The following is a 23,938-nucleotide window of genomic DNA, read 5'->3' on the forward strand; positions in this document are numbered from 1 at the left end:
AATGGCATATAAATATTTTGTATATGAATAAAAAAATAATAAACAACATCAACATTCGTTCATCTGCTGCAGAGTATCTAACCTTTGTGTCTGCAACAGGAAATCAAGAAAACGCGATTGAAATGCGTTATGAGGACGAAAACATTTGGCTTACGCAAAAACTGATAGCTGAGCTTTATGGTGTTTCTGTCCAGGCGATAGACCAGCACGTCAAAACACTTATTGAAGTTGGCGAGCTTGATGAGGCAACTATCAAGCAGTACTTGATAGTTCAAAATGAGGGGAAGCGAGTAGTGCAAAGAAAGGTGGATCACTATAATCTCCAAGCAATTATTTCCGTTGGTTTCAAAATTGAAAATGAGCGAGCTGTGCAGTTTCGTAAATGGGCGCGTCAGATCGTAAAAGACTACACTATTCAGGGCTGGACGATGAATGTAGATAGACTCAAACAAGCATATCAATTTGATAAAGAATTCTTCAAACGTCAATTGCAAAAAATCCGTGAAATTCGTCTCAGTGAACGCATGTTTTATCAAAAAGTTACGGACATTTATGCTACTAGCGTTGATTACGACCCATCTTCCTCGATAACACTTAACTTCTTCAAGAAAGTGCAAAACAAACTTCATTATGCAGTACACAGACATACTGCCCCAGAACTGATTGTGGAGCGGGCAAATGCTACTAAGGATCATATGGGGCTTGAAACTTGGGAAAGTGCACCAAGAGGTAAAATCCAAAAATATGATGTTTCCGTAGCCAAAAATTACCTCACTCCAAAAGAGATGGAATTTCTTGAAAGACTTGTCTCTATGTATTTAGATTACGCCGAGCTCCAAGCAGATCGTAATATACCAATGACAATGGAAGACTGGGCGAAACGCTTGGATAAATTTATTGAGTTTAATGGAGCGGAATTATTGGTTAGTGCTGGAAAAATCAGTCATGAAGAAGCCATAATTCATGCTCAAACTCAATTTGAAAAATATCGCATTGTGCAAGACAAGGTATTTGAAAGCGACTTCGATCATTTTATGCAGTTAGAAAAAGCAGAAAATGAATACAAAAAATATCGCATATAGATGACTATAACTTAGCAAATTTTGTGCTTGTCGTCAGGCTCGATTGGTTCTTTATTCGTAACAATGATAACGCCTTATTCTGTCAATATCGCTTTTTTTGCTGATATGATAATGTTGACCTATGAAAGTCAAAGATTTAAAGAATAAATTCCTAACTCGTTTCTCCAATGATGTCGGTATAGATCTCGGTACCGCCAACACTCTAGTTTACGTACAAGGCAAAGGTATAGTGGTCTCTGAACCTTCTGTGGTCGCTGTCAACGAAAAGACCGGGCAGGTGGTGGCTGTTGGGAAGGCTGCAAAAGAAATGCTCGGTAGAACCCCTGTGCACATCACTGCTGTACGACCACTCGTAGACGGTGTCATCTCTGACTTTGAAGTTACAGAAGAAATGATTGCTTATCTATTGAAGCGTGCTGGAGAATTTATGCCAAAACGATTCCTTGGTCCACGAGTAGTGGTCGGAGTTCCTTCTGGAGTTACCAATGTGGAAGTTCGAGCTGTACGTGATGCTACGAAAAATGCTGGAGCTAGAGAAGTCTACGTCGTAGAACAACCCATCGCTGGAGCTATTGGTATTCGCTTACCGATCTTTGAACCTATCGGAAGTATGATCATAGATATTGGTGGAGGCACCGCTGATATTGCCGTTATTTCACTCGGGGGTATTGTCCAGTCAAAGAGTCTCAAAGTTGCTGGTGATAAATTGAATAGTGATATCATTTCTTATATTCGTAACGAATTCAAAATTCTCATTGGTGAGACTACAGCTGAACAAGTCAAAATATCTGTAGGAGCCGTTGTACCAGGAGAACCTTTGGAAACAACTATTCGTGGACGCGATCTCATCACAGGTTTGCCACGCGAAGTCGTCATCACTGATTCAGATATTCGTGAAGCTATCGGTCAATCTATTGAAGTCATCGTTTCCTCTACTAGAGAAGTCCTTGAAACAACTCCACCAGAGATCCTTTCTGACATTATGCGAAGGGGAGTATTCTTGGTCGGTGGCGGAGCACTTATAAAAGGTTTGGACAGATTGCTTTCGGAGACTCTCCAATTACCAGTCACTATAGCTGACGATCCTCTCACTGCTATCGCTCGTGGTGCTGGTATTATTCTAGAAGATTTGGAAACCTATAGTCCTATTTTATTACACAGTGAAGATGACTTACTTAGAACCTAAAAGACGTAGTAATACAAAAATAATCACGCTTATCACGGTCGTTGTCTTTATTGTATTTATTTTAATTCAAATATTTATACCACATATTTTCTCGGCTATATTCACCAGTATGGTCGCGCCATTTTGGCGAGCAGAATTTTCTATAGAAAGTGGAAGTCTCTCTTCACCTTCAGCTTTGCTTCGCGAGAATGAAGCTTTGAAACAAGAACTATCTTCGGTATTGGCTAGGATGAATGTTATTGAGTATATTGATTTTGAGAATTCTGAACTCCGTTCTCAAATGAGTAGAGGTTCGTCTACTACTCCGCATGTTTCAGTTGTTGTTTTGAAGCGACCACCTTTTTCATCTTATGATGAACTTATCATTGATGCCGGATTAGATCGTAATATTTCAACTACCAGTACCGTCTATGCTAACGGAAATATCCCTATTGGTAGAGTCTTTGAAGTTTCGGGGCAGACTTCAAAAGTTATTCTTTTTTCTTCACCCAATCAAAAACAAGAAGTGCTCATTGGTCCGACTCATATTCCAGCTACAGCTATAGGTCGTGGCGGAGGTCAATATGAGGTAGAATTGCCAAGGGGTTTACAAGTTAATGAAGGTGATTTCGTCATTCTAGCTTCTTCTGATACTAGGCCAATAGGTAAAGTTGTTTCAATCAGTTCTGATTCAGCCGAACCTTTCCAAAAAATACTTTTTTCTCCACCAATCAATATTTATGAATTAAGATGGGTCTCGGTTGATGTTGGTGGCAAGAAAAGATAATTTGTTGTCATTCCCGCGAAGGCGGGAATCCAGGATATTACCAAGACATAACGAATAGTATGAATAAGGTATATTATGTTTATATATTAGCGAATGATAAGAATGGTACTTTGTATATAGGTGTTACTAATGATCTTAGAAGAAGGTTATATGAACATAAGAATAACCTAGTAAAAGGATTTACAAAGAAATATAATGTCCATAAACTAGTTTGGTACGAATATACTAATAGTATTGATTCTGCAATACAAAGAGAGAAACAGCTTAAGAAATGGAACCGTAAGTGGAAGATTAGACTAATTGAAGAAACCAATCCTATTTGGAAAGATTTATCTAATGACGATCTGTAGTGGTAATATCCTGGATTCCCGCCTTCGCGGGAATGACACAAAAAATGAACAAAAATACAATTAAAAGATTAATATGTGACTTACTGATCTTAATATCAGTTATGAATGGTTGGTGGCCAATTGCTATAGTTGTTGGCTTATTCGGTAATTGGTTCTTCTTGTATTTTATAGAAATAATAATCGCTGGAGTAATATTTGATTCACTTTTTGGTTACAACCAATATCTTGGAGTAGTCGGATATTATGGAACAATAATAACTGTAGTCATTTTCATCATAATTTCCGGATTGAAGAAAGTGTTAGGAAGAGGAAATAATATGTCATAATGCAATCATGGTTATGAATTTTAGAAAAATAATATCTTGGAGACGTACTTCAAAAAGAGGACTAGAAATAGATCCTGATGAAGTCATGCTTGATTCTAGCAACCTTCCAAATTATGATACTTCTCAATTTGAAGGACGTCTGGAAAAACCAATTTCAAGAGCGATGCTTTATTATGTCATCGTCATTTTTGTAATAATCGCATTTATTTTTACTATTCAAGCTTTCAAATTACAGATTATCCATGGATCCGAATATCAAGCCAGAAGTGAGAACAATACTTTACGACCAGTTCCTATATTTGCAGGAAGGGGACTCATCTTAGATCGTAATGGAATAATGCTCGCGTGGAATTCTCCGGTTACAGATAAAGATGATAAAGATGCTGTGTCAGTCCGTAATTACGCTACGACTACTGGTTTGGCACACGTACTCGGGTATGTTCAGTATCCGTCAAAAGATTCCAAGGGATTTTACTATCAAGAAGATTTTAGAGGGGAAGCTGGTGTAGAAAAATATTATGATGAAAAATTATTAGGAACCCCCGGTTCTAGGTTGGTAGAAGTAGATGCTCATGGGAAAGTTGTCTCCGAAGATGTGGTTCGTCCGCCCGTCCAAGGGCAAAATCTTGTTTTGTCTATAGATAGTCGTGTTCAATCGGCTGTTTTCAATAATCTTCGCGACATAGCTACGCGAGTAGGTTTCAGTGGTGGTGCTGGAGTTATCATGGACGTTAAAACAGGAGAAATTCTGACCCTTACCAGTTATCCAGAATACAATTCCCAAATTATGTCAGATAAGACCAATTCATCAGCGGTTCGCGCAATGTTAAATGATAAGAGTTTACCTTTTCTTGATAGGGCAGTAGACGGTTTGTACACTCCGGGTTCTATCGTCAAACCTTTCGTAGCTTTGGGAGTACTTAATGAGAAAGTTATTGATCCAGATAAGATAATAGTAACCACTGGTTCTATTTCTATTCCAAATCCTTATGATGATACGAAATCTACTATCTTTCGTGATTGGAAAAATCTAGGTCCTGTAGATATGCGACACGCTATCGCTATGTCATCTGATGCCTATTTCTATACAGTTGGTGGTGGTTTCAAAGATCAAAAAGGTTTGGGTATTATAAAAATAGATAAATATTTGAAAATGTTTGGCTTCGGTACTACGACTTTAGATGGCAGTTCATCTTTTCTTTTGGATAAGGCTGGTACGATACCAACACCAGAATGGAAATTGAAAACATTTAATGAAAGTTGGTTTGTCGGAGATACTTATCACACCGCTATCGGCCAATATGGTTTTCAGGTAACTCCAATGCAGATTATCCGTGCTCTCGGTGCTGTTGCCAATGAAGGAACTATTTTGAGTCCAACTATTCTAAAAGATGACAATGTTCATACAGAATCAAAGATTCCCATTCCAAAAGAGTATTTTGATATTGTTCACGAAGGTATGCGACTTTCAACCAAGATTGGTACTAGTGTTGCTTTGAACGTGTCTTATGTTGATATTGCTGGTAAATCTGGTACAGCTGAACTTGGAGTTTCAAAGAGCAAGGTCAACTCTTGGATTACTGGTTTTTGGCCTTATGAGAATCCAAAATATGCTTTTGTCTTGATGTTGGAACAAGGTTCGGTCCACAATCTCATCGGTGCCGCCGCCGCAATGCGTCAGACGCTAGATTGGATGAGTGTAAATACTCCGGAATATTTCAACAAATAATCGTAAAGTGGATATATGTATTGAATTCCACAACATTTCTTGCTAGTATATGAATGATTAACCTTAATTTTCAATACTATTTATGTCAACTGATGTTCAGTATCTTACAAGTGAGAAGTTTAGTGAGTTACAAAAGGAGCTAGATTTTCTCAAAGTTGAGAGACGCAAGGAGATTGCTGAGCATTTGGAGTATGCCAAGAAGCTCGGTGACTTATCTGAAAATGCAGAATATCATCAAGCTCGTGAAGACCAAGCTGAGGTAGAAGGTCGTATCGGCAAGATTGAAAGCATATTGAAGAATGCTGTTATGATCGGTGTTGGAGGTACAGAAGTTATCACTATCGGTTCAACTTTTAGACTCTTGAAAGAAGGAGACAACAAGTCATATCTTTATACTATAGTCGGTTCAGAAGAAGCTGATATGGCTTTGGGTAAAATTTCCAATTTATCCCCACTCGGTTCAGCATTGCTTGGTCACAAGAAAGGTGACAAAGTTGCAGTCAATACTCCAAAAGGTAAAATTGTCTATACTATAGATATCATTAAATAAAAAATGGCTTCTCTTGCAGAATTAAGGTCCGCACGTCTACATAAGCTTGAACTTTTGAAGCAAGCAGGTATGGCTGTGTATCCAGCCAAAGTTCCAAGAACATTTTGTCTGTTTGATGCCAAGAATAATTTTGCAGAATACGAAGCTAGTAAAAAAGAGGTTTCTCTTTGCGGTCGTGTCATGGCTATTCGTGGTCAAGGGGCTATTTTATTTTTCGTCTTGGATGATGGTAAGGCTACTTTTCAAGCGGTTGTGAAAAAAGATGTCTTGAAGCCTGAACTTTTTGACCTCATAACTCAAGCAGTTGATATTGGTGACATTATCAGTGTTACTGGAACATTTTTTGTAACTCAAAGAGGGGAGCAGAGTCTACTTGTCACTTCTTGGACAATGGCCACGAAATCTTTACTTCCTCTTCCAGAAAAATGGCATGGTCTAGCAGATCCAGATGAAAAATTCCGCAAGAGGTATTTGGATTTCATCATGGATCCTGAGGTTAGAGATATTTTCTATAAAAAATCCAAGTTTTGGAAAGTTACTAGGACATTTTTGGAAGAAGAAGGATTTCTAGAAGTAGAAACTCCTACTTTGGAGACAACTACCGGTGGTGCCGAAGCAACTCCTTTCAAAACACATCATAATGATTTTGATCTAGCTGTCTTTTTGCGTATTTCAGTTGGTGAACTTTGGCAAAAGAGGCTCATGGCTGGTGGTTTCCCAAAAACTTTTGAGATCGGCAGAGTTTATCGCAACGAGGGTTCTAGTCCAGAACATATGCAAGAATTTACCAATATGGAATTTTACTGGTCATACGCTGATTACAATGATGGCATGGCTTTGGTTACAAAAATGTATCGTAAGATTGCTCTAGAAGTTTTTGGTACTACAAAATTTACATACAAAGATCATTCTTTTGATTTGGCAGATGAATGGGTGAAGATTGATTATTCTCTAGAGATCAAAAAACAAACTGGTGTTGATATCGGTACCGCTAGTGATGGTGATATAAAAAAGAAACTTGGTGAACTCAAAGTTTCTTATGAAGGAGCCAATAGGGAACGTCTCATAGATACTCTTTGGAAATATTGTCGCAAGAATATTGCTGGTCCAGCCTTTTTGATCAATCATCCAAAATTGATTGCTCCTTTGGCCAAAAGTGTAGAAGGGAAAGATTCAGGTACAGTCCAGATGTTCCAGCCTATTATTGGCGGTAGTGAAATAGGTCGTGGATACTCTGAGCTCAATGATCCTATTGATCAAGCAGACCGTTTTGTAGAACAAAAGAAGCTTTTGGAAGGTGGTGATACTGAGGCTATGATGGCAGACGATGAATTCGTAGAAATGCTAGAACATGGCATGCCACCAACTTGTGGTTTCGGATTCGGTGAAAGACTTTTCGCTGTTCTCTCCAATAGACCTTTGCGTGAGACTCAGATGTTTCCTTTGATGAAACCTAGGTAAATATCAAGGTTGCCTTCGCTTTGATAAGCTACGGCGAACCAAAGGCAATCCTGATAAAAAACACCCCAGAAAGTTGTCTATGCAACTTTCTGGGGTTTGATATTGATTTTATGCTTTTTGCTTCAGCAATTCTGCAATCTTGCGGATGATAAGTTTCCTTACTTCACTTTCATTGGGGACAAGAGAGTATGCCCCCGTAGCTTCAGCAATAGTGGTGATATTGTTAATTGCTACAAGTGACAATTCATTCAACTTTTCTAAAACAAGATATTCGAATGGGCTCCTATCATGAGTAGCGTCGTATACTTCTTTGATTTCATCGATGGTCGTACAGAAACTAACCCATTTTTCTATAGCAAGCCTTTCGACTTCACCTCTATCAGAAGCAACATCATACACCTCCTGAACTTCAGTAATGGTAGCACAAAGATTGATCCATTTTTCTATAGCAAGCCTTTCGAATTCACTTGAAGCAGGAGTAGCATAATATACTTCTTTGATTTCATCGATGGTGGTACATAAACTAATCCATCTTTCTATAGCAAGTTTTTCGGCCTTGCTTCTACTGGGAGCAAGTGTGTATGCTTCTGCAGCTTTGTCAATGGTCGTAATGTCACCTATAATAATTTCAGAATCCAGAGCTTCATTGACAACGCGGATGTCTTCTCCTAAAAGATCAGCTATCTCTCTATTTATATTACTCATACCTTCTCCTATTCTATTGTTTTGCTGATATTTCAACCAGCTTGTACTTAAAACTATAATGTACAATATCGTAATAATATATACGTGTCAATGATTGACCAAAATCTATATACGTGCTATATTGCCGTAGTACTGCTCTTTTTTATGTTTGAAGGGCTCGTTTCAAAAAAGCAAAATAACTTATGGAAAGGAGTTTGTTAGTAATGGAGATAAAAGCAAAGAAAATAGAAGCGCGAGTGTGGTCAGTTCCTGCCGGTCAAACGGAGGAGGATCTACAGAAAATTCATTGGGCGATTGTTCGGGCGGTTACTGGAATTCCAGAATTGGGCATAAAAGACCACGACAGGGTGGTTTGTATGTTCCCAGATAATCTTCGTGAACATAGTTCAAAATCTGTCATCATAGAGGTTAAGAAACTGATGAAACTTAATCGTGCTGGCAGGGTTCACCACGAAATCGTTCAGAAGATTAAACGGGGATTCAAGGAAGCTGCTCGTGAGTTGGGTCTGGGTATTATGGCAAAATGTCCAGTCAAAATCTTTAGTGGCGCAGAGTAAAGTCTGTTCCACCAAAAGCACTTCAAAAATTTAATCCTGCACTGTTGCTCAAGAGCCGTTCGGTATTCATTTACCGGGCGGCTCCTTTTTTTCCGGAAGCGAGGCTTCCGTACGGAGGCTTCACCTCCGTAAATTTCGTTATCCACAACTTATCCACCGTTTTTGTATTGCAAAGTGTTAGGAAAAAGGAGCAAAGTGGTATAAAATATCCATCAAGTGGGAAGAAGTGGTAAACAATGAATCTCATAATTTTAATTTTGAAGGATCATATAAAACCACTAATCCTACAACAATATGATCATCGGGCAATTCAATCACACTATCGATGACAAAAACCGCCTTTCTCTTCCTGCCAAATTCAGACAGGAAATGGGAAAGAAAGTGGTTATTACGCCCGGCCTCGATTCTTGTTTATTCATCTTCACGATGAAGGAATGGGAAAAGATAGCCGATCGTCTGTCAGTGAAAGAAAGCTCGATACTCCAGGCGGATAATCGAGGCTTCAATCGCTACCTCTTGGGAGGTGCGGTTGAAGTCGAGATTGATGGAGTAGGTCGTATGCTTCTTCCGGAACATTTGCGCGAGCGAGCCAATTTGAAAAGCAAAGTTGTTTTCATTGGTGTCAAAGATCGTGCAGAGTTGTGGGATGAGACGACTTGGAATTCATATAGAAAAGAGGTCGAGAACAAAGCTGGTGCCTTGGCCGAGAAGCTTGGTCAAGCGGGCATGATTTAAAAATCATGCAAAGTGTACATGAACCGGTTCTTTTACATGAGATAGTGGCAAACTGTGTCATTTCCGCGAAGGCGGAAATCCAGGATGTCACCGAGAATGTATCTAGTGGTAATACACTGGATTCCCACCTTCGTGGGAATGACAAGAAGACCCCTTGGTACCTCGACGGTACTCTCGGTGGAGCAGGTCACGCTTTGGCTATAGCAAAAGCATTCGCTGGCAAGTTGAATATTATCGGCTTGGACAGAGATGCTACGGCTCTAGAGAGAGCAAAAGGGACTTTGGCAGGCAAAGCAGAGAAGGTGATACTGGAATGTGAGAATTTTCGTAATTTAGATAAAGTTTTGGAGAAAAATGGTATTGATTCAGTCGCTTTGATTCTAATGGATTTGGGTATTTCATCTGACGAACTAGATAATTCTGGTAGAGGGTTCACTTTTCAGAAAGACGAACCTTTGCTCATGACTATGGGAGATCCAAAATCTTATCCATTCACAGCAAAAGATATTGTGAACGATTGGGATGAAGAAGTGATCGCCGATATTATCTACGGTTATGCCGAAGAGAGGTTTGCAAGAAAGATCGCTAAAGCAATAGTCAATTATAGAGAGAAGAAAAGTATAGAAACATCGGGAGAGTTGGCAGAAATAGTGAAAATGTCAGTACCGGGCTTTTATAAGAGAGGAAAGATTCATCCGGCTACAAGAACATTTCAAGCTTTACGTATTGCAGTCAATGATGAGCTTAATTCATTGAAAGAAGGATTGAGAAAAGGTTACGAAAAGTTGGATAAAGGTGGACGAATGGCAATTATTTCATTCCATAGTTTAGAAGATCGTATCGTCAAAGATTTTTATAAAGAAAAAGCAAAAGAAGGTTCCAAAATTATTACAAAAAAACCGATTACCGCTTCTTTGCAAGAAATTGCAGAGAATCCAAGGTCAAGAAGTGCAAAATTAAGGATTATTGAAAAAATATGACAAAAGCAATCGCAAATACATATGATTTAATCGGTGAAAACCTAAAGAGGATAAACCGCATATTCTTTGGCGCTTGTTTGTTTTTGATTATTTTGTACGCTTTCAATATTTTTTCAGTTATTTCTAGAACCGTAGCTTTACAAAAAGTTGAGGCCCAAATATCTACACTTGGGAGTAGTGTTAACAATTTTGATTCTGAATACTTACATCTATCTGGCAAAATAACTCCAGATAATTTGACTGCTTACGGTATGAGTCAGGGGAAAGTCATTGAATATATCACTAGATTGAATAATTCAAACTTGGGTGTTGCTGAAAACTTTAACCATGTAGCTACTGTTCATGAACTCTAGGGTCAAGCTTAGAGCGAGAATTATTTTGATTGGAATACTATTGGTAGCAATAGTACTTTGTGTATGGCTTTACTCTATTCAAATAGTTCGTGGTGATTCTTATGCAAAAAAGGCCAATCAGCAATATATAAAACCGGCTACAGCTCTCTTGGATAGAGGATCTATCTTTTTTACTGCTAAAGATGGAACAAAAATTCAGGCCGCTACTTTGAAAAGTGGTTTTAAAATTTTCATGAATCCTTCTCTGGTATTAGACCCTAAGCCTGCTTATGAAGCCCTTTCGGAATATTTAACTTTGGATAAAGAGGATTTTATGCGTAAGGTTATAAAGTCAAACGATCATTATGAAGAATTGGCAGATAGGGTAGCAGAATCTACGGCGACATCTATCCGTAATCTTGGTGTGGCTGGTTTGGGGGTTTCAAAAGAGACTTGGCGTGTATATCCAGGCGGTTCTATGGTTGCTCATGAACTTGGTTTATTAGGAGAAAGTGCTAGCTCAACTTCTGTCACTGGTCGTTATGGTTTGGAGAGAAGTTACGAAAATGTTTTGAAGAGATCCGGCACATCTTCCAATGCGAACGCTTTTGCACAACTGTTCATATCTATCCGTGACGCTCTTTCTAATGGAAATGAAGAGGAAGGGGATATTGTGACAACTATAGAACCAACTACTCAAAAATATTTGGAGAAAATTTTGGGGGAAACTTCTTTAGCTTGGCGTCCAGATTCTATCGGGGGTATTGTTATTGATCCAAAAACAGGAGAAGTGGTGGCCATGTCTTCTTTGCCAACTTTTGATCCAAATGATACAAGTAGTGTCAAAAATGTCAGGGTCTTTTCCAACCCTCTAGTAGAGAATGTTTATGAAATGGGTTCTATTATGAAGCCTTTGACTATGGCTGTGGCTCTGGATACTGGAGCAGAGACCGTCAATTCAACATATGACGATACTGGAACTATGACTTTGAGTGGTAAAAAGATATCTAACTTTGATGGAAAGGCTCGCGGAGTGGTCTCTATGCAAGAGATACTCAGTCAATCTTTGAATGTGGGTGTAGCTACGATTGCTCTTAAAGTTGGTAAAGAAGATTTTTCAAAATATTTTCTAAATTTTGGTCTGGGTAATAAGACAGGTATAGATTTGCCAAATGAAGCGACTGGTATAGTTGGTAACCTGAAAACTGGTCGCGATGTTGAGATTGCCACAGCGGCTTATGGACAAGGTTTGGCTATTTCTCCTATAAATATGGTAACGGCTCTTTCGGTACTAGCCAATGGCGGTTATGTCGTCAAACCTCATTTGGTAAAAGAGATAAGTCACGCTGATGGTACGGTGAAAAAGATTGATGACGTCAGAAAAGGGCCTTTCTTGAAAACGGAGACAACTAATGATGTAACAAAGATGTTGGTTGAAGTAGTAGATAAATCTTTGCTCAAAGGAGCAATAAAGATTGATCGTTATAGTATTGCTGCCAAGACTGGAACAGCTCAAATACCAGATCATGTGAATGGTGGTTATTATACTGATCGTTATTTGCATTCATTCTTCGGATATTTACCAGCTTCCAATCCGAAATATCTAATATTCTTGTATCAAGTCTATCCAAAGGGTGCAGAATACGCTTCAGCTACTTTGACCAATCCATTCGACCAAATGGCTAAGTTTCTGATAGACTACTACAATATTGCTCCAGATAGGTAAAACTACTGTGTCATTCCCGCGAAGGCGGGAATCCAGGATATTACCATTGAAGATATTATAATAGTTGTTTGTTCGTAATAATCCTGGATCCCCGCCTTCGCGGGGATGACACAATAAGAAGTATAATTTTATGCAGCTCTTAAAGAAATTACTAATAGAAATACTAACCCTTGAATCGCGTCTCATTCTTGCAAAATACAAGCCTTTTATCGTGGCTGTAACTGGTAGTGTAGGCAAGACTTCTACAAAAGATGCTATATATGCGGTTCTCAAAGATCAAAGTAGTTTTGTACGTAAAAGTGAGAAAAGTATGAATAGTGAAATAGGTTTACCACTGACTATCATCGGTGCACCAAATGCTTGGCATAGTATAGGGGGTTGGGTAAAGAATATTTGGAAAGGGTTGGGTATTATTTTTTGGAAAAATTCATATCCGGATTGTCTCATCCTAGAGATTGGCGCAGATCACCCAGGAGATATAAAGAAGGTTACAAAATGGTTACATCCAGATATTGCAGTGATCACCAAGGTCAGCAAGACGCCTGTGCATGTAGAATTTTTCAAATCACCAGAAGAAGTCTTTGAAGAAAAAGCTTCTCTTGCAAAAGCGGTCAAGGCTGACGGTACTTTGATTTTATTTGGAGATGATGAAAAAGTTATGACTATGACTGATATGGTTAAAGGTTCGACAAGCTCACCTCAAGGAAAAAGTGTAAAAGTTATTACTTATGGAACAGGCTCTAATTCAACAGTTAGAGGGTTAGATGATAAGGTTTTGTATGATAATAATTCTCCAGTCGGATTAACTTTCAATTTGAATCTTGATGGCAGCACTTTACCGATTACTCTTAGAAATGTAATTGGTAACGTGTATATGTATCCACTACTTGCAGCTGCTTCTGTCGGTAAAGCTCGTGGTATGAGATCGGAGGTAATTGCAAATTCATTAGCTGATTATGAAGCTCCAAAAGGTAGAATGAATCTCATCTCTGGAATTAATGGTTCAACGATCATAGATGACACTTACAATTCATCGCCTGACGCAGTTTTTTCAGCTCTACAGACTTTGAAAGGTCTGGAAACAACCGGTGCAAAAATCGTTGTCCTAGGAGATATGATGGAATTGGGAAATTATTCTGCAGAAGAACATCGCCATGTTGGTAAAGAAGTTATTGGTTCAGCCTCAATGTTGGTTACAGTCGGTCTACGATCGCGCCAGACTGCTGAAGAAGCTGTGAAGGACGGTTTTTCAAAAGAAATGATCCATAGTTTTGAGACTTCAATTGAAGCGTCTGAGTATTTAGCTAAAGAAATTAAGACTGGAGATATTATCCTAGTTAAAGGTTCTCAATCAATGCGTATGGAGAGGGTAGTAAAAGCGCTCCTGAAAGAACCATCAAAAGCTGACAGTTTGCTCGTTAGGCAAGAAAAAGAGTGGTTGGAGAAGAAGTAATTTTATTCTCCTACTGTTATAACAAAACGTCCGTCATCTCTTTGAATAGCGGTTAGTGACTTTTCAACATCTGTTCTTTGTTTATTTCCTTCAAAATCAACTAATTCTTCTAGTCTGTAATTACGTTGACCAGGGTATCCTGGAATCTTGAACGTGTTTGGACTTATTAAGACTCTGGCCCTTCCTCTTTCTTGACCGCCAGGATCAATTACTATGACCTCAGCCCTTTTCCAATTCTCATTTGTTTCTTTGTTATCGGCCTCTAGTCTTTCCCATGATTGTTCTTCCGTCTCCTTTTCAATATTAGAATTTTCAATTGGTGATTGTTCAGAAGGTTGCTCTGCTACTGCCTCAACAGGAGGGCTTTCAGTGTCGGGTTTTTCTAATATCACAGTCTCATCCTCAGAAATATCTTTTGGGACATCGGCTTTATTTATTATTACCGTCTCTGCTTCTGATGGATCAACTTCTGTAAGATTATCGGAAGTCTCTCCATTTTCCATCATAGAGATTGATGCTTGTTCATTGGTAATATCAATTTTAGGACTCCTAAAAGCTGTGTTAGTAATGTTTCTTTCTTGTCCTTTTTTATCAAACCATTTCAATAATCTATAATTGCGCACCTTATTATCTGGATTACCACTGGGACAGAATGTATTTGGGCTCATCAGGACTTCTGCTGCCCCAGTCTTAACATTATAAGAATTGACTACATCAATAATTTCTGTTTTCCAACCTTCTGTATTTTTGTCATCAGCCCTCAATTTATCGTATTCTGCCAAACGATCAATAGACTTTGTTTTTCCTTCAGTTTCAGTTTTGTTTTCAGGAACTTCTGCCGGTACCTCTGCTGGTGTTGGTTCTACTGGTTCTGCAAATGGATTTTCGAAACTCATGTTTTTGTTTGGTTAATTGAAAGGATTTTGAACTTATAACCCTATAATACGATAATTGTAACAAATTGAGGCAATGTAAACCACTTGTTAGTGAATTCGCACAATACACAAGTAGTGTTATAATTTCCTCATGAATCCTACATTTGAAGGAACAAAGATTACTAATCCACAAGAAGAATTGGCGCGTCTTCGTGAAGTAGCCGTTCAACATGCAGAGCGGGCAAAAGAAAGTGGTATAGAATTAGCTCCACATCAAGCTGTCAACGAGACCATCAAGCAGTATGCAGAGACCAAACCAAAAGAGGTTTTACATCCAGAGTTTGCTCTAAAGTCTCATGAGACAGAAGCTATAACTCTCCAACTCCGACCAGAGCTTCATGATCAGCAGATTGAACAACTCATAGGTGTTCTTCAAGAAAAGGGTATTCGTAACGCTATGTCAGTTTTGGAAAGAATGAATAATCCACACTTAATGGATGATTTTCATCGTTTCCTCATTCAATTTATTGCTTCTGGATATCCGATCCTTGACCTTAAGGAAAAAGATGAACTCTGGAAACCTTTGCATATGACTCTTTTTGAAGTTAGTTTGCCAGAAGTTTTAGAAGAAAATAAGAACAAGCAGTTAAAAGAACTTATCTCTGGAATGGAACAGTTTTATTCCGCCATGCTTTCTATTTCCGATGACAAAAAGAATCCTGCTTGGTTTACTGTTGAAGTAGCCAACGCCAATGGTAGTGAAGAATTTATTTTCTACGTTTCTGTACCGACTTCTCGCAAGGAATTATTTGAAAAGCAGATTCAGGCCATCTTTGCTGGCGCTCATGTTCATGAACATAGAGATGATTACAATATTTTCAATGAGAAAGGCATTTCAGTTGCTTCATATGCCAGTCTGTACAAGCACTTTTTGTACCCATTGAAGTCTTACGAAAGTTTTGATGTAGATCCTCTTGGTTCTATCTTGAACAGTTTCTCTAAAATAAATCGTGAAGGAGAGGGTGCTGCTATACAGTTTGTTATTGGATCAAGAAATGATGAACTTATGAGAAGTTCAGAAAAGTCATTAGAAAAGATAAAAAAGGGAGAAAAAATAGGGGACGCTTTGAAAGAGATAGATCAGTCTGTAAGTGGCGCTATAGTCAAAGATGTCTTCAGTATGTTCAAAAGTAAAGAAAAGATAGATAAAGAGAAAGAAGAAAAAATCAAAAGAGCTGATGCTATAGACCAGACTTCTTTGGATCAGTTTACTCGCAAATTAAAGAGTCCTTTTGTTTCGGTCAACATCCGAATTGTAGCCTCAGCTGGTACAGAATCTGAAGCCGAAGGTATTCTCCATGATCTGGAGTCTAGTTTCAACCAATTTGAAAATGGTCATGGCAATCGTATTGCGTGGAATAAGGTTGAAAAAAGTAAGTTGGAAGATTTGTTGGAAAGATTTTCTCTTCGTACTTTCAATGAAAAAGAACAGATTGTTTTGAATCTTGAAGAAATAACGACTTGTTTACATTTCCCAGCTACTCATGTCGGACATGTTGCGCCACAGCTCAAACAATCCAAAGCTGGTACTTCACCAGCTCCATTGGATGTTCCTAAAGAAGGAACTCTCATTGGTACAAATTTACATCGTGGAGAAGAAAACAAAGTCTTTATAGCCCCAGAAGACCGCATGCGACATTTTTATGTTATCGGTCAAACTGGTACTGGTAAGACCACTCTTTTGAAGAATATGATCATTCAAGACATCAATGATGGACACGGTGTCTGTTTCGTAGATCCACACGGTTCTGATGTTGTAGATATTTTGGCCAATATTCCAGCCAATCGTTATCAAGATGTTGTCTATTTTGATCCAGCTTCTACCGACAGACCGATGGCTTTGAATATGCTTGAATACGACCGACGTTTTCCTGAACAAAAAACATTCGTAATAAACGAAATGTTCAATATTTTCCAAAAGTTATATGGTGGTACCCCAGAGTCTATGGGTCCAATCTTTGAACAATATTTCCGTAATGCTACGGGACTAGTCGTAGAAGATCCAGATTCAGGTTGTACTCTTTTGGATGTTTCGCGAGTAATGTCCAACAAAGCTTTTCGTGATTTGAAAATATCAAAATGTAAAAATCCCATCATCGTCCAGTTTTGGAAAGAGATCGCCGAGAAAGCTGGTGGGGAAGCGTCACTTGCAAACGTTGTACCGTATATCACTTCCAAGTTTGATGTATTTTTGGCAAATGAAATAATGCGACCGATCATTGCTCAAGAAAAATCTTCATTCAATATGCGTGAAGTCATGGATAATAAAAAGATTTTGTTAGTAAATCTTTCCAAGGGAAGGTTGGGCGACATCAACTCTCATCTAATCGGACTTATTCTCGTAGGAAAAATACTTATGGCAGCACTCTCTCGTGTGGATTCATTTGGTAAACCTATGAATGATTTCTTCCTTTATTTGGATGAATTCCAAAATGTAACCACGGATTCTATCGCTACTATTCTTTCTGAAGCACGCAAATATCGTCTTGGACTCACCGTTGCTCATCAGTTCATAGCTCAGCTTGATGATAAGATCAAGAATGCTGTTTTTGGTAACGTTGGTTCAATGGTAGTATTCCGTGTTGGTACCGAAGATGCTGAATTTTTGGAAAAACAATTCGTGCCAACCTTCACTCATACCGATATTACAAATCTGGATAACTTCAATGCTTATGTGAAGTTGTTAGCCGGAGGTCGTCCTGTCAAACCGTTTAATGTCGTCATTGCACGTCCAGAAAAAGGTAATGCTGAACAAGTAGATAAACTCAAAGAGTTGTCGTCATTATCATTTGGTAGACCTGGGGCAGAGGTGGAGGAAGAAGTGATGAGGAAATATCAGAAATAGGGCGGATTTACACAGTCCTTCCTAGAAGGAACATGATAATTTGCGACCACTAGACAAAATTAACCATTCATGTTAGTATGTTAAACGGCATGAAAACAAGTAGTACAAATAAAACAGATGCCATTCTCGCTCGCTTGAAAAAACAAAGGGCGCGGGGACGGATAGAACAGATCAACACCGATGCTCATCTTATTAGGCTCAAAGAAAAAGGCGACATTACGCAAGCTCAGTTTGATGATGTGACAGGTCGGCAAAAGGAGAAAAGTGATTAATATGTAAATAAAAAAATAACATAAATCAAATTAAAAGGTCCCTCACAAGCTCGGGACCTTTTTTCTTGGATTATTTACAGCAATTATTATGGTTTACGATCCAGATCAATAGGAGTAAAAGATAGAAGGGAAAGGTCTTTACTCATTTGCATAGCGAAAGCGTCACCTCGGATATGTTGTTGTATTGTCTTTATATCCGCTCCAGCTTCTTCTGCTAATTTTTGAATGACTGCCAGAGTGTTTTTGTGCACTTCAAGAGAAGTTGTCGCGCGTTCCATGATCTCTTGCTTGTTTTGTTTATTGGCTTCAACTATGACCTTTTCCAATCTATTTATAAATACTGACAATTGAGCTTGTATTTCTCCGAAAAGGACGAAACGAAAAGGGTCTTCTTTTATCTCATTTCTAACCGATTCTGTTATGGCAGAACCGTTCATGATTTCAAAACTGTATGATACTAGACGCTCTAGAGACTCGTGTCCAGCTCCTACTACAATTCTTGGTAATTTAAAATTCTTAACTTGACCTGTCTTTTCTGATTCAAAATATTTGACTGCTGGTGTATAGCCAAGGTCAATGTCATCAAATGTTCGGCGTAACTTTTCTCCGATATCATTTGTGCCCGTGGCAAAATCTATGGCGAAACCGAGATGCTCTGAATGCTTGGGATCAATCTCAATCTGAGCGACAGAATCTATACCTCTAACAAAGTCATCGTATTGTGAAGTTACGATCATTTTGACTTTTTCAGCAAGCCAACCATAATTTTCCATTACATTACGAAATGCGAATTCTGCCGCTAAACCTCTTTCAGATTGCTCACGTCGTTCTTCGTTTTGAGAATTCCTCCTATTTTCAAATTTATGTTTAAGAACGTCACAAGTTTTGATATCTTTATCAATCTCTTGTTCACTAAAATGTTTATGACCTCGGAAACTTTCTAGTTTGATACGTTTCTCGTCTATTTCTTCGTTTACTTTCTCAATGTCCAACAATTCCTTGACACCAGCCTCTTCTGTAGATTTGAATGATTCCATATTATTATATTATTATAAAGGCATTTCTCCAGTTTCTATTTGGTGATGTACGTCTTCAAGTGTAATGTTCTTTATATTACCTTGAAATCTTGGGTGTGTTTGAAATGCGGGGTTATGGACGATATCACTAAAAGCTTTTGACCATTTTGAATTGTTTGCCCATTCAAATGTAATACTTTCCAATCGGTCATGATCTAGTGTTTCTTCTGGATGTTCTGTTACGAATTTTTCTACCGCCAGTTGCATCTGACGAAGGTTATAATTGCTCGATGGGGGACCGTCTAGAAGTTTATTAATTTCAGCACCAACATCTTTTGCTTTAGGTGTTTCTGCTGGTGATGATTCTGTGTAGTTCATGGCTCAATAATACACCTGATTGGAGTTGTTGTTAAATGTATGTGTATGAAAGTAAAAAAATTAGGCCGCCATTCAGTTAAGAATGACGACCTAGTGAGGCGGGAGATTACCTGTGGTAACCGTACACGCCAGAATGTTGTTGTCGTGGTGCCGGCGCCTGTCGTTCGGTCTTGAGACCGTACGTGTGCGCCGTCCTCTCCATAAAGTACCGTTGAGAATTCATTGGTACCGTTATGATCGGGTACCCGGAGTGAGTGGGTACAAATCGAGGAGACGGTTGACATGGCGCCGGTGCCACATAGACTCGTTGCACTGGAGCGTAACTATAGACTGGTTGATGAACTACAACAGGTCGCGCTGGGACATATACGACTGGCGGAGGAGTCCGACAGAACGAAGATCCGTTCCCGCTACCAATCCGGACACTAACCCCGAAGCTCAATTGGGCTTGGGTAGTATTGGCCATAGCCAATAGAACAACCGCAAAGCAAGCAGATTTAATCAAAGTTTTCATTGTACAATCTTTCTCTTTTATCCCAAGGTTATCTTGAGATTTCTGTTACCATTATAGCATGTTTAATACCCAAAAGTCAAGCTCATTTTTGACCCTACTTGAAAGAACTGTGGAAAACCTATACACTGCTTGGGTAGTAGAAAGTAGGGTTTTGTAGGGGCCTGCCCTGCGAAGCTCTGACTGTAAAGAAGAGCGAAGCCCTCCTTCGTTAAAACTACGAAGGGTAAACAGGGCCTTATCGTCTAATGGTTAGGACACGGCCTTCTCAAGGCTGTAATCCGGGTTCGACTCCCGGTAAGGTCACAAATTTTTTAGAGCTAAGTAGAGCCAAATATTTTTTATACTAAAGAACTTATACACTGTTCAGGTCTATTTTTGTATTGTAAAGTTACGGTAATATGAAAAATTTACAGAAAGGTTTTGTTGTTCAAAGTATAATTGGATTATTAACTCTACTCCTTATTGCTGGTGGGGCATATTATGCAGGGACGTTAAAAAAATTGACTTCTATAATTGATAAAGATTTCGTTGAAGATAGTAATATGGATAGTTTAGTACAAGAGAAGGGAGATATCCTTATTAGACAATTACCTATATCAACATCTACACTAAATTTAGTAAACGTCGAATTGCTCCCAACTCCTCATAGGGGAGCAAATATAACTGAGTTTTCTTTAGGACAAGTTTTTGAGATATCTACGATTTTTAATATGAGCAATAGTTTGTCAGAAATTGATCTAAAAAATATTAATATTGAAGTATCGGTACCTGACGGTCGTGTCGTAGCTGTTATTGAACTTGAATGTGAGAAAACTCAAAATATTTTCTATTGTGCAAATAATGTGTGGAATACGAGTAATTTACAAAGCGGGCAGAAGCAGTATAAATTTAGTGTAAGTGGCACAGATTCACTTAAGAAGAAAGTCCTAGGTTCTATTGTCCGCGAATTTACATTTAAGGATGTATCAAAAAATTTATGTAAAGCAGTGTACTCTCAAAACAATATTGATAATGTTAATGAAAACAAATTTAATTTAGTTTTTGTTGGAAGTGGATACTCTAATGTAATTGGAGAATCATTTTCAGAAGTTTTCACAAAAGTTTCATCTAAATTAATAGATCTCAATGCTATTGGCCATGGACTTTTTTCCATTGATCCTTTCAGAGGTAATAAAGATCTTTTTAATTTTTGGTATATAGATAAATCATATCCTCTTGAACAATGTACGCTTATAAATAATTCTTGTCCAAGAGAAGACATTTTAAAATTAGCTGAGAATTGTCAATACCCAAATTCTTATGTTGTGGAGGTTCATGATAGAAATGCATACGATCAAGAGGTTGGGGCTTCAGCCAGAAGTATTGTGGTTGCAATGCCGTACTTCAAGTTTTCAGATCCTACACAATTCGCAGATATTGACTCTCTCCAAAGAACATTTGTTCATGAATTTGGGCATACTTTTTCGGATCTTGGTGATGAATATGTGCTTTTTCCTGAACAAAAATCGACTCCTGTCCAGATAAATATTCAGAAACTGAAGTCGATTTTTCAAGCCCAGAAAAATATTTTTTATGGTACTTTAAATGAATGTCAAAAAGAAGCCCCTTGGCGTAACATTGCCGGCACAGGATGCTTTGAAGGGGCTGGGAAAATTGGTTTTAATGCTTTTAGACCGACAGAGAATTCCCTGATGCGTGATCAATTTCTTGATCCGTTTACTTTTGGGGCATACAACTCTTCTCTTATTATTAAGACATTTGATCATTTCCTAATTAAATCAAAAATAATAAATAGTGAGAATTTGTAGTCCTGAAAGCTACGCAATAGGGTCACAGAATTATGTTATAATTGGTCTTATTAGAAAAACATAAAAAATCATGAGTTCATCTTTTAAGGGTATTATAAGTGTTATTATTTCTGCTATTTTCTTTTTCCCTTGGGTGTGGATGGGTATTTTCCATATTAAGTTGCCTGCTCTTGTGGCATTGATGATTGGATTGGTTGCGGCAATTATCGCCGTTATGTTTGGATCTCAGGCCAGAAAGGGAGGTTCTAGAATATGGGGAACAGCAGGTCTGACATTGGGGATAATTTCTACGGTCTTGAATGTGGTCAATATAATTGCAGTTGCTTTAAGCCGTGCGTAAAAAACTTATTGTTATCGCAATAGTTAGTTAAAGTAGCGTATACTCCTCATAATATTTATGGTTTATATGCGCTGATATATTTTGTGTCATTTTTTATACTTTTCTATCTTTATATTTTTTTAACAAAATAAAGGTCAATAATACCTTCTATATTTATGGTATGATTTAATTTATGTAATGGTAAGAGATAAGACATGAGTAAAATTAACATCACCAAACCACATAAAATCATTTTAACATCTTGTTTTGTTGTTATAGTACTTGGTGTTGTGGCGTATCTTTTCTCAAGAAATGTAAGCTCACCTGTCTCAGAATTTGTTTCAACTGATACGGTTGTTGTGGCAACTACATCGGATTCATTGATGGTATCTTTGGTGAACATGACGACAACTGTTGTTGATACAACAGATTGGACTAGTGGCTCTGATTCCAATTTTGATATTTCATTTAAATATCCTACGAACTGGGTTATATCAACGACTAGTGATAAAAGAGGTATCTACTCCTTAACTGTTACTGATTCTTCGTGGGGTAGTGATTTTAAAAATCAGGTTAAGATATCATTTACGAGTCATCAGAATTGCAGCGGAAATGGGTATGATCAACCTGAAATTTTGGGCTTAAAAGTAAGCGATGGTAAGTGGAGTTACAACAAAACATCTATAGGTAGGACACTTTGTTTCCCAGATAAACAATTTTATATAAGAATGACGGCTGTTTCGGCTCAAGCAAAAAATATAGCCGAGCAGATACTTTCGACTATAAAATTCAATCCGGTAGCTGAAAATTCATGGAAGAAATTCTTCGATAGGACTTTGGGGTTGGAGTTTGAATATCCTGCTTATTTGGGACATGTTATCGTCGAAAAAGCAAATTCAATGAGTTGTCCAGAGATGAAGACGTACGCTCGGAATGGGCAATTGGAAGCAGAGGATTATCTTATCTGGTTTTCAAACCTTCAGCATATCGGTACAAGTACGTCTTATGTGGAATACTATATTCCTCTCATAAAAACCGAAAACAGTACGATGGTATGCGGAATTGATTTGGTTGAGCTTCGTAAGAATTTAGCTTCGAATCCTCAGTATCAATCATCAGCATTTCCACAATTGTATGCCACGGATGCTTATGTTTCGACTATAGGTACTACCATTGGGACGTCTGCTAATCAGTTTTATACTTTATATTTTATAAAGCGTAATTCTATGGTAGTTATTCAGCCAGATATCAGGTTTATGCCGGTTGCGAATTCGAATGAGGAAAATGAGATAGTACAGAAGGAAACTACGAAGGATATGTATTCTTCAATCATTAATTATGTACTTAAGAGTGATAGTGCTAAGCCGATAAGGAATTACATGGATGATTTTAAAAAGGTTGTAGCTAGTATGAAAATCGTTGATTAAAATATAATCCACATAAATTTTTAAAGATGTGGTAAAATTTAGTCCATGTCAAGTTTAAAAGAAAAATCATATTATCTAATAGCGAACATTTGGATTATGGTCGTAATTGGATTTGGTGTGCTTTTGTATGGAAAAGCTTTTAATTTTATTACAGGCCCAATAGCTGAAACTTTTGATAATATTTCTTTGTATATTATCTCTGCACTTTTCATATTTATCATGGTTGGGCACGTAATCCTTGCTAAGAGAAATGGCAAAATTTCTGAAATTTTTATTGAAGGAGGTTATAGTGGGTACTCTTGTTCGTGGACAATAGATGAGAATAAGGATTTTGAAGTATTTTGGGGCACAATAAAAACCTGGCTTTTTATGATTGCTTTGTATGTTATCGGTATAATTTTTCTTTTCTTCTTAGGTAAATGATTCAAGCGATATCTTTATTTTTTTATGTAATTTCTATCAGTCATCAATTTTGAAAGCCAACCT

The 23,938-nt window shown here is 38.0% G+C and carries 24 protein-coding genes and 1 tRNA gene; 21 read left to right on the forward strand and 4 right to left on the reverse strand.

Features of this window, described 5'->3' with window-relative positions:
- The first annotated feature begins 23 nt into the window (after nucleotides 1-23).
- The 8 genes from WCS89_00405 to WCS89_00440 all read left to right on the forward strand — a co-directional run bounded on the left by WCS89_00405 (nucleotide 24) and on the right by WCS89_00440 (nucleotide 7,450).
- On the forward strand, nucleotides 24-1,082 hold the full coding sequence (locus WCS89_00405; GenBank protein MFA6553955.1) for a virulence RhuM family protein: 1,059 nt from the start codon (nucleotides 24-26) through the stop codon (nucleotides 1,080-1,082).
- A 121-nt stretch (nucleotides 1,083-1,203) separates the two neighbouring features.
- Nucleotides 1,204-2,268 carry a rod shape-determining protein gene (locus WCS89_00410; GenBank protein MFA6553956.1) on the forward strand — a complete coding sequence of 355 codons (1,065 nt, stop codon included), beginning with the start codon at nucleotides 1,204-1,206 and terminating at the stop codon, nucleotides 2,266-2,268.
- Nucleotides 2,249-3,034, forward strand: a complete 786-nt coding sequence (mreC, locus tag WCS89_00415; GenBank protein MFA6553957.1) for a rod shape-determining protein MreC — start codon at nucleotides 2,249-2,251, stop codon at nucleotides 3,032-3,034. The genes WCS89_00410 and mreC overlap by 20 nt, the downstream gene beginning before the upstream one ends.
- Before the next feature lie 59 nt (nucleotides 3,035-3,093).
- Entirely contained in the window at nucleotides 3,094-3,384 is a 291-nt protein-coding gene (locus tag WCS89_00420) for a GIY-YIG nuclease family protein (protein MFA6553958.1), read from the forward strand.
- A gap of 101 nt (nucleotides 3,385-3,485) precedes the next feature.
- Nucleotides 3,486-3,710, forward strand: coding sequence for a hypothetical protein (locus WCS89_00425; protein MFA6553959.1), 225 nt, complete (start codon nucleotides 3,486-3,488; stop codon nucleotides 3,708-3,710).
- 7 nt (nucleotides 3,711-3,717) lie between these two features.
- Nucleotides 3,718-5,439 carry a penicillin-binding transpeptidase domain-containing protein gene (locus tag WCS89_00430; GenBank protein ID MFA6553960.1) on the forward strand — a complete coding sequence of 574 codons (1,722 nt, stop codon included), beginning with the start codon at nucleotides 3,718-3,720 and terminating at the stop codon, nucleotides 5,437-5,439.
- Between the two features lie 82 nt (nucleotides 5,440-5,521).
- Nucleotides 5,522-5,989, forward strand: coding sequence for a transcription elongation factor GreA (gene greA, locus WCS89_00435; protein ID MFA6553961.1), 468 nt, complete (start codon nucleotides 5,522-5,524; stop codon nucleotides 5,987-5,989).
- Between the two features lie 3 nt (nucleotides 5,990-5,992).
- Nucleotides 5,993-7,450 (forward strand): lysine--tRNA ligase, encoded by a 1,458-nt coding sequence (locus WCS89_00440; protein ID MFA6553962.1) that lies wholly within the window; start codon nucleotides 5,993-5,995, stop codon nucleotides 7,448-7,450.
- A gap of 108 nt (nucleotides 7,451-7,558) precedes the next feature.
- On the opposite strand, the gene WCS89_00445 is transcribed toward WCS89_00440, so the two are convergent.
- Nucleotides 7,559-8,155, reverse strand: coding sequence for a hypothetical protein (locus WCS89_00445; protein MFA6553963.1), 597 nt, complete (start codon nucleotides 8,153-8,155; stop codon nucleotides 7,559-7,561).
- Between the two features lie 203 nt (nucleotides 8,156-8,358).
- Between WCS89_00445 and WCS89_00450 the strand changes: the two genes are divergently transcribed.
- The 6 genes from WCS89_00450 to murF all read left to right on the forward strand — a co-directional run bounded on the left by WCS89_00450 (nucleotide 8,359) and on the right by murF (nucleotide 13,938).
- A complete protein-coding gene (locus WCS89_00450; protein ID MFA6553964.1) occupies nucleotides 8,359-8,712 on the forward strand; it encodes a hypothetical protein in 354 nt (117 codons plus the stop codon).
- Between the two features lie 294 nt (nucleotides 8,713-9,006).
- The gene (mraZ, locus tag WCS89_00455) at nucleotides 9,007-9,447 is read left to right on the forward strand and encodes a division/cell wall cluster transcriptional repressor MraZ (GenBank protein ID MFA6553965.1); all 441 of its coding nucleotides are present in this window, start codon (nucleotides 9,007-9,009) and stop codon (nucleotides 9,445-9,447) included.
- A gap of 5 nt (nucleotides 9,448-9,452) precedes the next feature.
- The gene (gene rsmH, locus WCS89_00460; GenBank protein ID MFA6553966.1) at nucleotides 9,453-10,427 is read left to right on the forward strand and encodes a 16S rRNA (cytosine(1402)-N(4))-methyltransferase RsmH; all 975 of its coding nucleotides are present in this window, start codon (nucleotides 9,453-9,455) and stop codon (nucleotides 10,425-10,427) included.
- The gene (locus WCS89_00465; GenBank protein ID MFA6553967.1) at nucleotides 10,424-10,780 is read left to right on the forward strand and encodes a hypothetical protein; all 357 of its coding nucleotides are present in this window, start codon (nucleotides 10,424-10,426) and stop codon (nucleotides 10,778-10,780) included. Before rsmH ends, WCS89_00465 begins: the two co-directional genes overlap by 4 nt.
- Entirely contained in the window at nucleotides 10,770-12,485 is a 1,716-nt protein-coding gene (locus WCS89_00470) for a penicillin-binding protein 2 (GenBank protein ID MFA6553968.1), read from the forward strand. The genes WCS89_00465 and WCS89_00470 overlap by 11 nt, the downstream gene beginning before the upstream one ends.
- Nucleotides 12,486-12,615: 130 nt before the next feature.
- On the forward strand, nucleotides 12,616-13,938 hold the full coding sequence (gene murF, locus WCS89_00475; GenBank protein MFA6553969.1) for a UDP-N-acetylmuramoyl-tripeptide--D-alanyl-D-alanine ligase: 1,323 nt from the start codon (nucleotides 12,616-12,618) through the stop codon (nucleotides 13,936-13,938).
- Between the two features lie 2 nt (nucleotides 13,939-13,940).
- Here murF and WCS89_00480 read toward each other — a convergent pair whose 3' ends face one another.
- Entirely contained in the window at nucleotides 13,941-14,834 is an 894-nt protein-coding gene (locus WCS89_00480) for a hypothetical protein (protein ID MFA6553970.1), read from the reverse strand.
- 130 nt (nucleotides 14,835-14,964) lie between these two features.
- Here WCS89_00480 and WCS89_00485 point away from each other — a divergent pair, with 130 nt between their 5' ends.
- On the forward strand, nucleotides 14,965-17,718 hold the full coding sequence (locus tag WCS89_00485) for a type IV secretory system conjugative DNA transfer family protein (protein ID MFA6553971.1): 2,754 nt from the start codon (nucleotides 14,965-14,967) through the stop codon (nucleotides 17,716-17,718).
- An 89-nt stretch (nucleotides 17,719-17,807) separates the two neighbouring features.
- A complete protein-coding gene (locus WCS89_00490) occupies nucleotides 17,808-17,990 on the forward strand; it encodes a hypothetical protein (GenBank protein MFA6553972.1) in 183 nt (60 codons plus the stop codon).
- 86 nt (nucleotides 17,991-18,076) lie between these two features.
- Here the strand turns inward: WCS89_00490 and WCS89_00495 are convergent, their stop codons facing one another.
- Together WCS89_00495 and WCS89_00500 are read right to left on the reverse strand one after the other, a co-directional pair.
- Nucleotides 18,077-19,027 (reverse strand): hypothetical protein, encoded by a 951-nt coding sequence (locus tag WCS89_00495; GenBank protein MFA6553973.1) that lies wholly within the window; start codon nucleotides 19,025-19,027, stop codon nucleotides 18,077-18,079.
- 12 nt (nucleotides 19,028-19,039) lie between these two features.
- Entirely contained in the window at nucleotides 19,040-19,384 is a 345-nt protein-coding gene (locus WCS89_00500; GenBank protein MFA6553974.1) for a hypothetical protein, read from the reverse strand.
- Nucleotides 19,385-20,129: 745 nt separating this feature from the next.
- Here WCS89_00500 and WCS89_00505 point away from each other — a divergent pair.
- The 5 genes from WCS89_00505 (at nucleotide 20,130) to WCS89_00525 (ending at nucleotide 23,875) form a co-directional block, all read left to right on the forward strand.
- Nucleotides 20,130-20,201 (forward strand) — tRNA-Glu (locus WCS89_00505).
- A 95-nt stretch (nucleotides 20,202-20,296) separates the two neighbouring features.
- Nucleotides 20,297-21,706 (forward strand): M64 family metallopeptidase, encoded by a 1,410-nt coding sequence (locus WCS89_00510; GenBank protein ID MFA6553975.1) that lies wholly within the window; start codon nucleotides 20,297-20,299, stop codon nucleotides 21,704-21,706.
- Between the two features lie 70 nt (nucleotides 21,707-21,776).
- Nucleotides 21,777-22,046 carry a hypothetical protein gene (locus WCS89_00515; GenBank protein MFA6553976.1) on the forward strand — a complete coding sequence of 90 codons (270 nt, stop codon included), beginning with the start codon at nucleotides 21,777-21,779 and terminating at the stop codon, nucleotides 22,044-22,046.
- Nucleotides 22,047-22,240: 194 nt separating this feature from the next.
- The gene (locus tag WCS89_00520) at nucleotides 22,241-23,452 is read left to right on the forward strand and encodes a hypothetical protein (protein ID MFA6553977.1); all 1,212 of its coding nucleotides are present in this window, start codon (nucleotides 22,241-22,243) and stop codon (nucleotides 23,450-23,452) included.
- Nucleotides 23,453-23,497: 45 nt separating this feature from the next.
- Nucleotides 23,498-23,875, forward strand: a complete 378-nt coding sequence (locus tag WCS89_00525) for a hypothetical protein (protein MFA6553978.1) — start codon at nucleotides 23,498-23,500, stop codon at nucleotides 23,873-23,875.
- Nucleotides 23,876-23,938 lie beyond the last annotated feature (63 nt).

Source organism: Candidatus Paceibacterota bacterium (genome assembly GCA_041666915.1).
Taxonomy (GTDB): domain Bacteria; phylum Patescibacteriota; class Minisyncoccia; order Phycocordibacterales; family PALSA-1337; genus C7867-002.

What these genes read in the sequence shown, in the direction of transcription:
- WCS89_00430 (MFA6553960.1), top strand. Translation starts at nt 3,718, where the DNA reads ATGGTTATGAATTTTAGAAAAATAATATCTTGGAGACGTACTTCAAAA.
- WCS89_00520 (MFA6553977.1), top strand. Translation starts at nt 22,241, where the DNA reads ATGAGTAAAATTAACATCACCAAACCACATAAAATCATTTTAACATCT.
- greA (MFA6553961.1), top strand. Translation starts at nt 5,522, where the DNA reads ATGTCAACTGATGTTCAGTATCTTACAAGTGAGAAGTTTAGTGAGTTA.
- mreC (MFA6553957.1), top strand. Translation starts at nt 2,249, where the DNA reads ATGACTTACTTAGAACCTAAAAGACGTAGTAATACAAAAATAATCACG.
- WCS89_00445 (MFA6553963.1), bottom strand. Translation starts at nt 8,155, where the DNA reads ATGAGTAATATAAATAGAGAGATAGCTGATCTTTTAGGAGAAGACATC.
- WCS89_00515 (MFA6553976.1), top strand. Translation starts at nt 21,777, where the DNA reads ATGAGTTCATCTTTTAAGGGTATTATAAGTGTTATTATTTCTGCTATT.
- WCS89_00510 (MFA6553975.1), top strand. Translation starts at nt 20,297, where the DNA reads ATGAAAAATTTACAGAAAGGTTTTGTTGTTCAAAGTATAATTGGATTA.
- WCS89_00450 (MFA6553964.1), top strand. Translation starts at nt 8,359, where the DNA reads ATGGAGATAAAAGCAAAGAAAATAGAAGCGCGAGTGTGGTCAGTTCCT.
- murF (MFA6553969.1), top strand. Translation starts at nt 12,616, where the DNA reads ATGCAGCTCTTAAAGAAATTACTAATAGAAATACTAACCCTTGAATCG.
- WCS89_00480 (MFA6553970.1), bottom strand. Translation starts at nt 14,834, where the DNA reads ATGAGTTTCGAAAATCCATTTGCAGAACCAGTAGAACCAACACCAGCA.
- WCS89_00490 (MFA6553972.1), top strand. Translation starts at nt 17,808, where the DNA reads ATGAAAACAAGTAGTACAAATAAAACAGATGCCATTCTCGCTCGCTTG.
- WCS89_00420 (MFA6553958.1), top strand. Translation starts at nt 3,094, where the DNA reads ATGAATAAGGTATATTATGTTTATATATTAGCGAATGATAAGAATGGT.
- WCS89_00500 (MFA6553974.1), bottom strand. Translation starts at nt 19,384, where the DNA reads ATGAACTACACAGAATCATCACCAGCAGAAACACCTAAAGCAAAAGAT.
- WCS89_00425 (MFA6553959.1), top strand. Translation starts at nt 3,486, where the DNA reads ATGAATGGTTGGTGGCCAATTGCTATAGTTGTTGGCTTATTCGGTAAT.
- WCS89_00525 (MFA6553978.1), top strand. Translation starts at nt 23,498, where the DNA reads ATGTCAAGTTTAAAAGAAAAATCATATTATCTAATAGCGAACATTTGG.
- WCS89_00470 (MFA6553968.1), top strand. Translation starts at nt 10,770, where the DNA reads ATGAACTCTAGGGTCAAGCTTAGAGCGAGAATTATTTTGATTGGAATA.
- WCS89_00410 (MFA6553956.1), top strand. Translation starts at nt 1,204, where the DNA reads ATGAAAGTCAAAGATTTAAAGAATAAATTCCTAACTCGTTTCTCCAAT.
- WCS89_00465 (MFA6553967.1), top strand. Translation starts at nt 10,424, where the DNA reads ATGACAAAAGCAATCGCAAATACATATGATTTAATCGGTGAAAACCTA.
- WCS89_00495 (MFA6553973.1), bottom strand. Translation starts at nt 19,027, where the DNA reads ATGGAATCATTCAAATCTACAGAAGAGGCTGGTGTCAAGGAATTGTTG.
- WCS89_00485 (MFA6553971.1), top strand. Translation starts at nt 14,965, where the DNA reads ATGAATCCTACATTTGAAGGAACAAAGATTACTAATCCACAAGAAGAA.
- rsmH (MFA6553966.1), top strand. Translation starts at nt 9,453, where the DNA reads ATGCAAAGTGTACATGAACCGGTTCTTTTACATGAGATAGTGGCAAAC.
- WCS89_00440 (MFA6553962.1), top strand. Translation starts at nt 5,993, where the DNA reads ATGGCTTCTCTTGCAGAATTAAGGTCCGCACGTCTACATAAGCTTGAA.
- WCS89_00405 (MFA6553955.1), top strand. Translation starts at nt 24, where the DNA reads ATGAATAAAAAAATAATAAACAACATCAACATTCGTTCATCTGCTGCA.
- mraZ (MFA6553965.1), top strand. Translation starts at nt 9,007, where the DNA reads ATGATCATCGGGCAATTCAATCACACTATCGATGACAAAAACCGCCTT.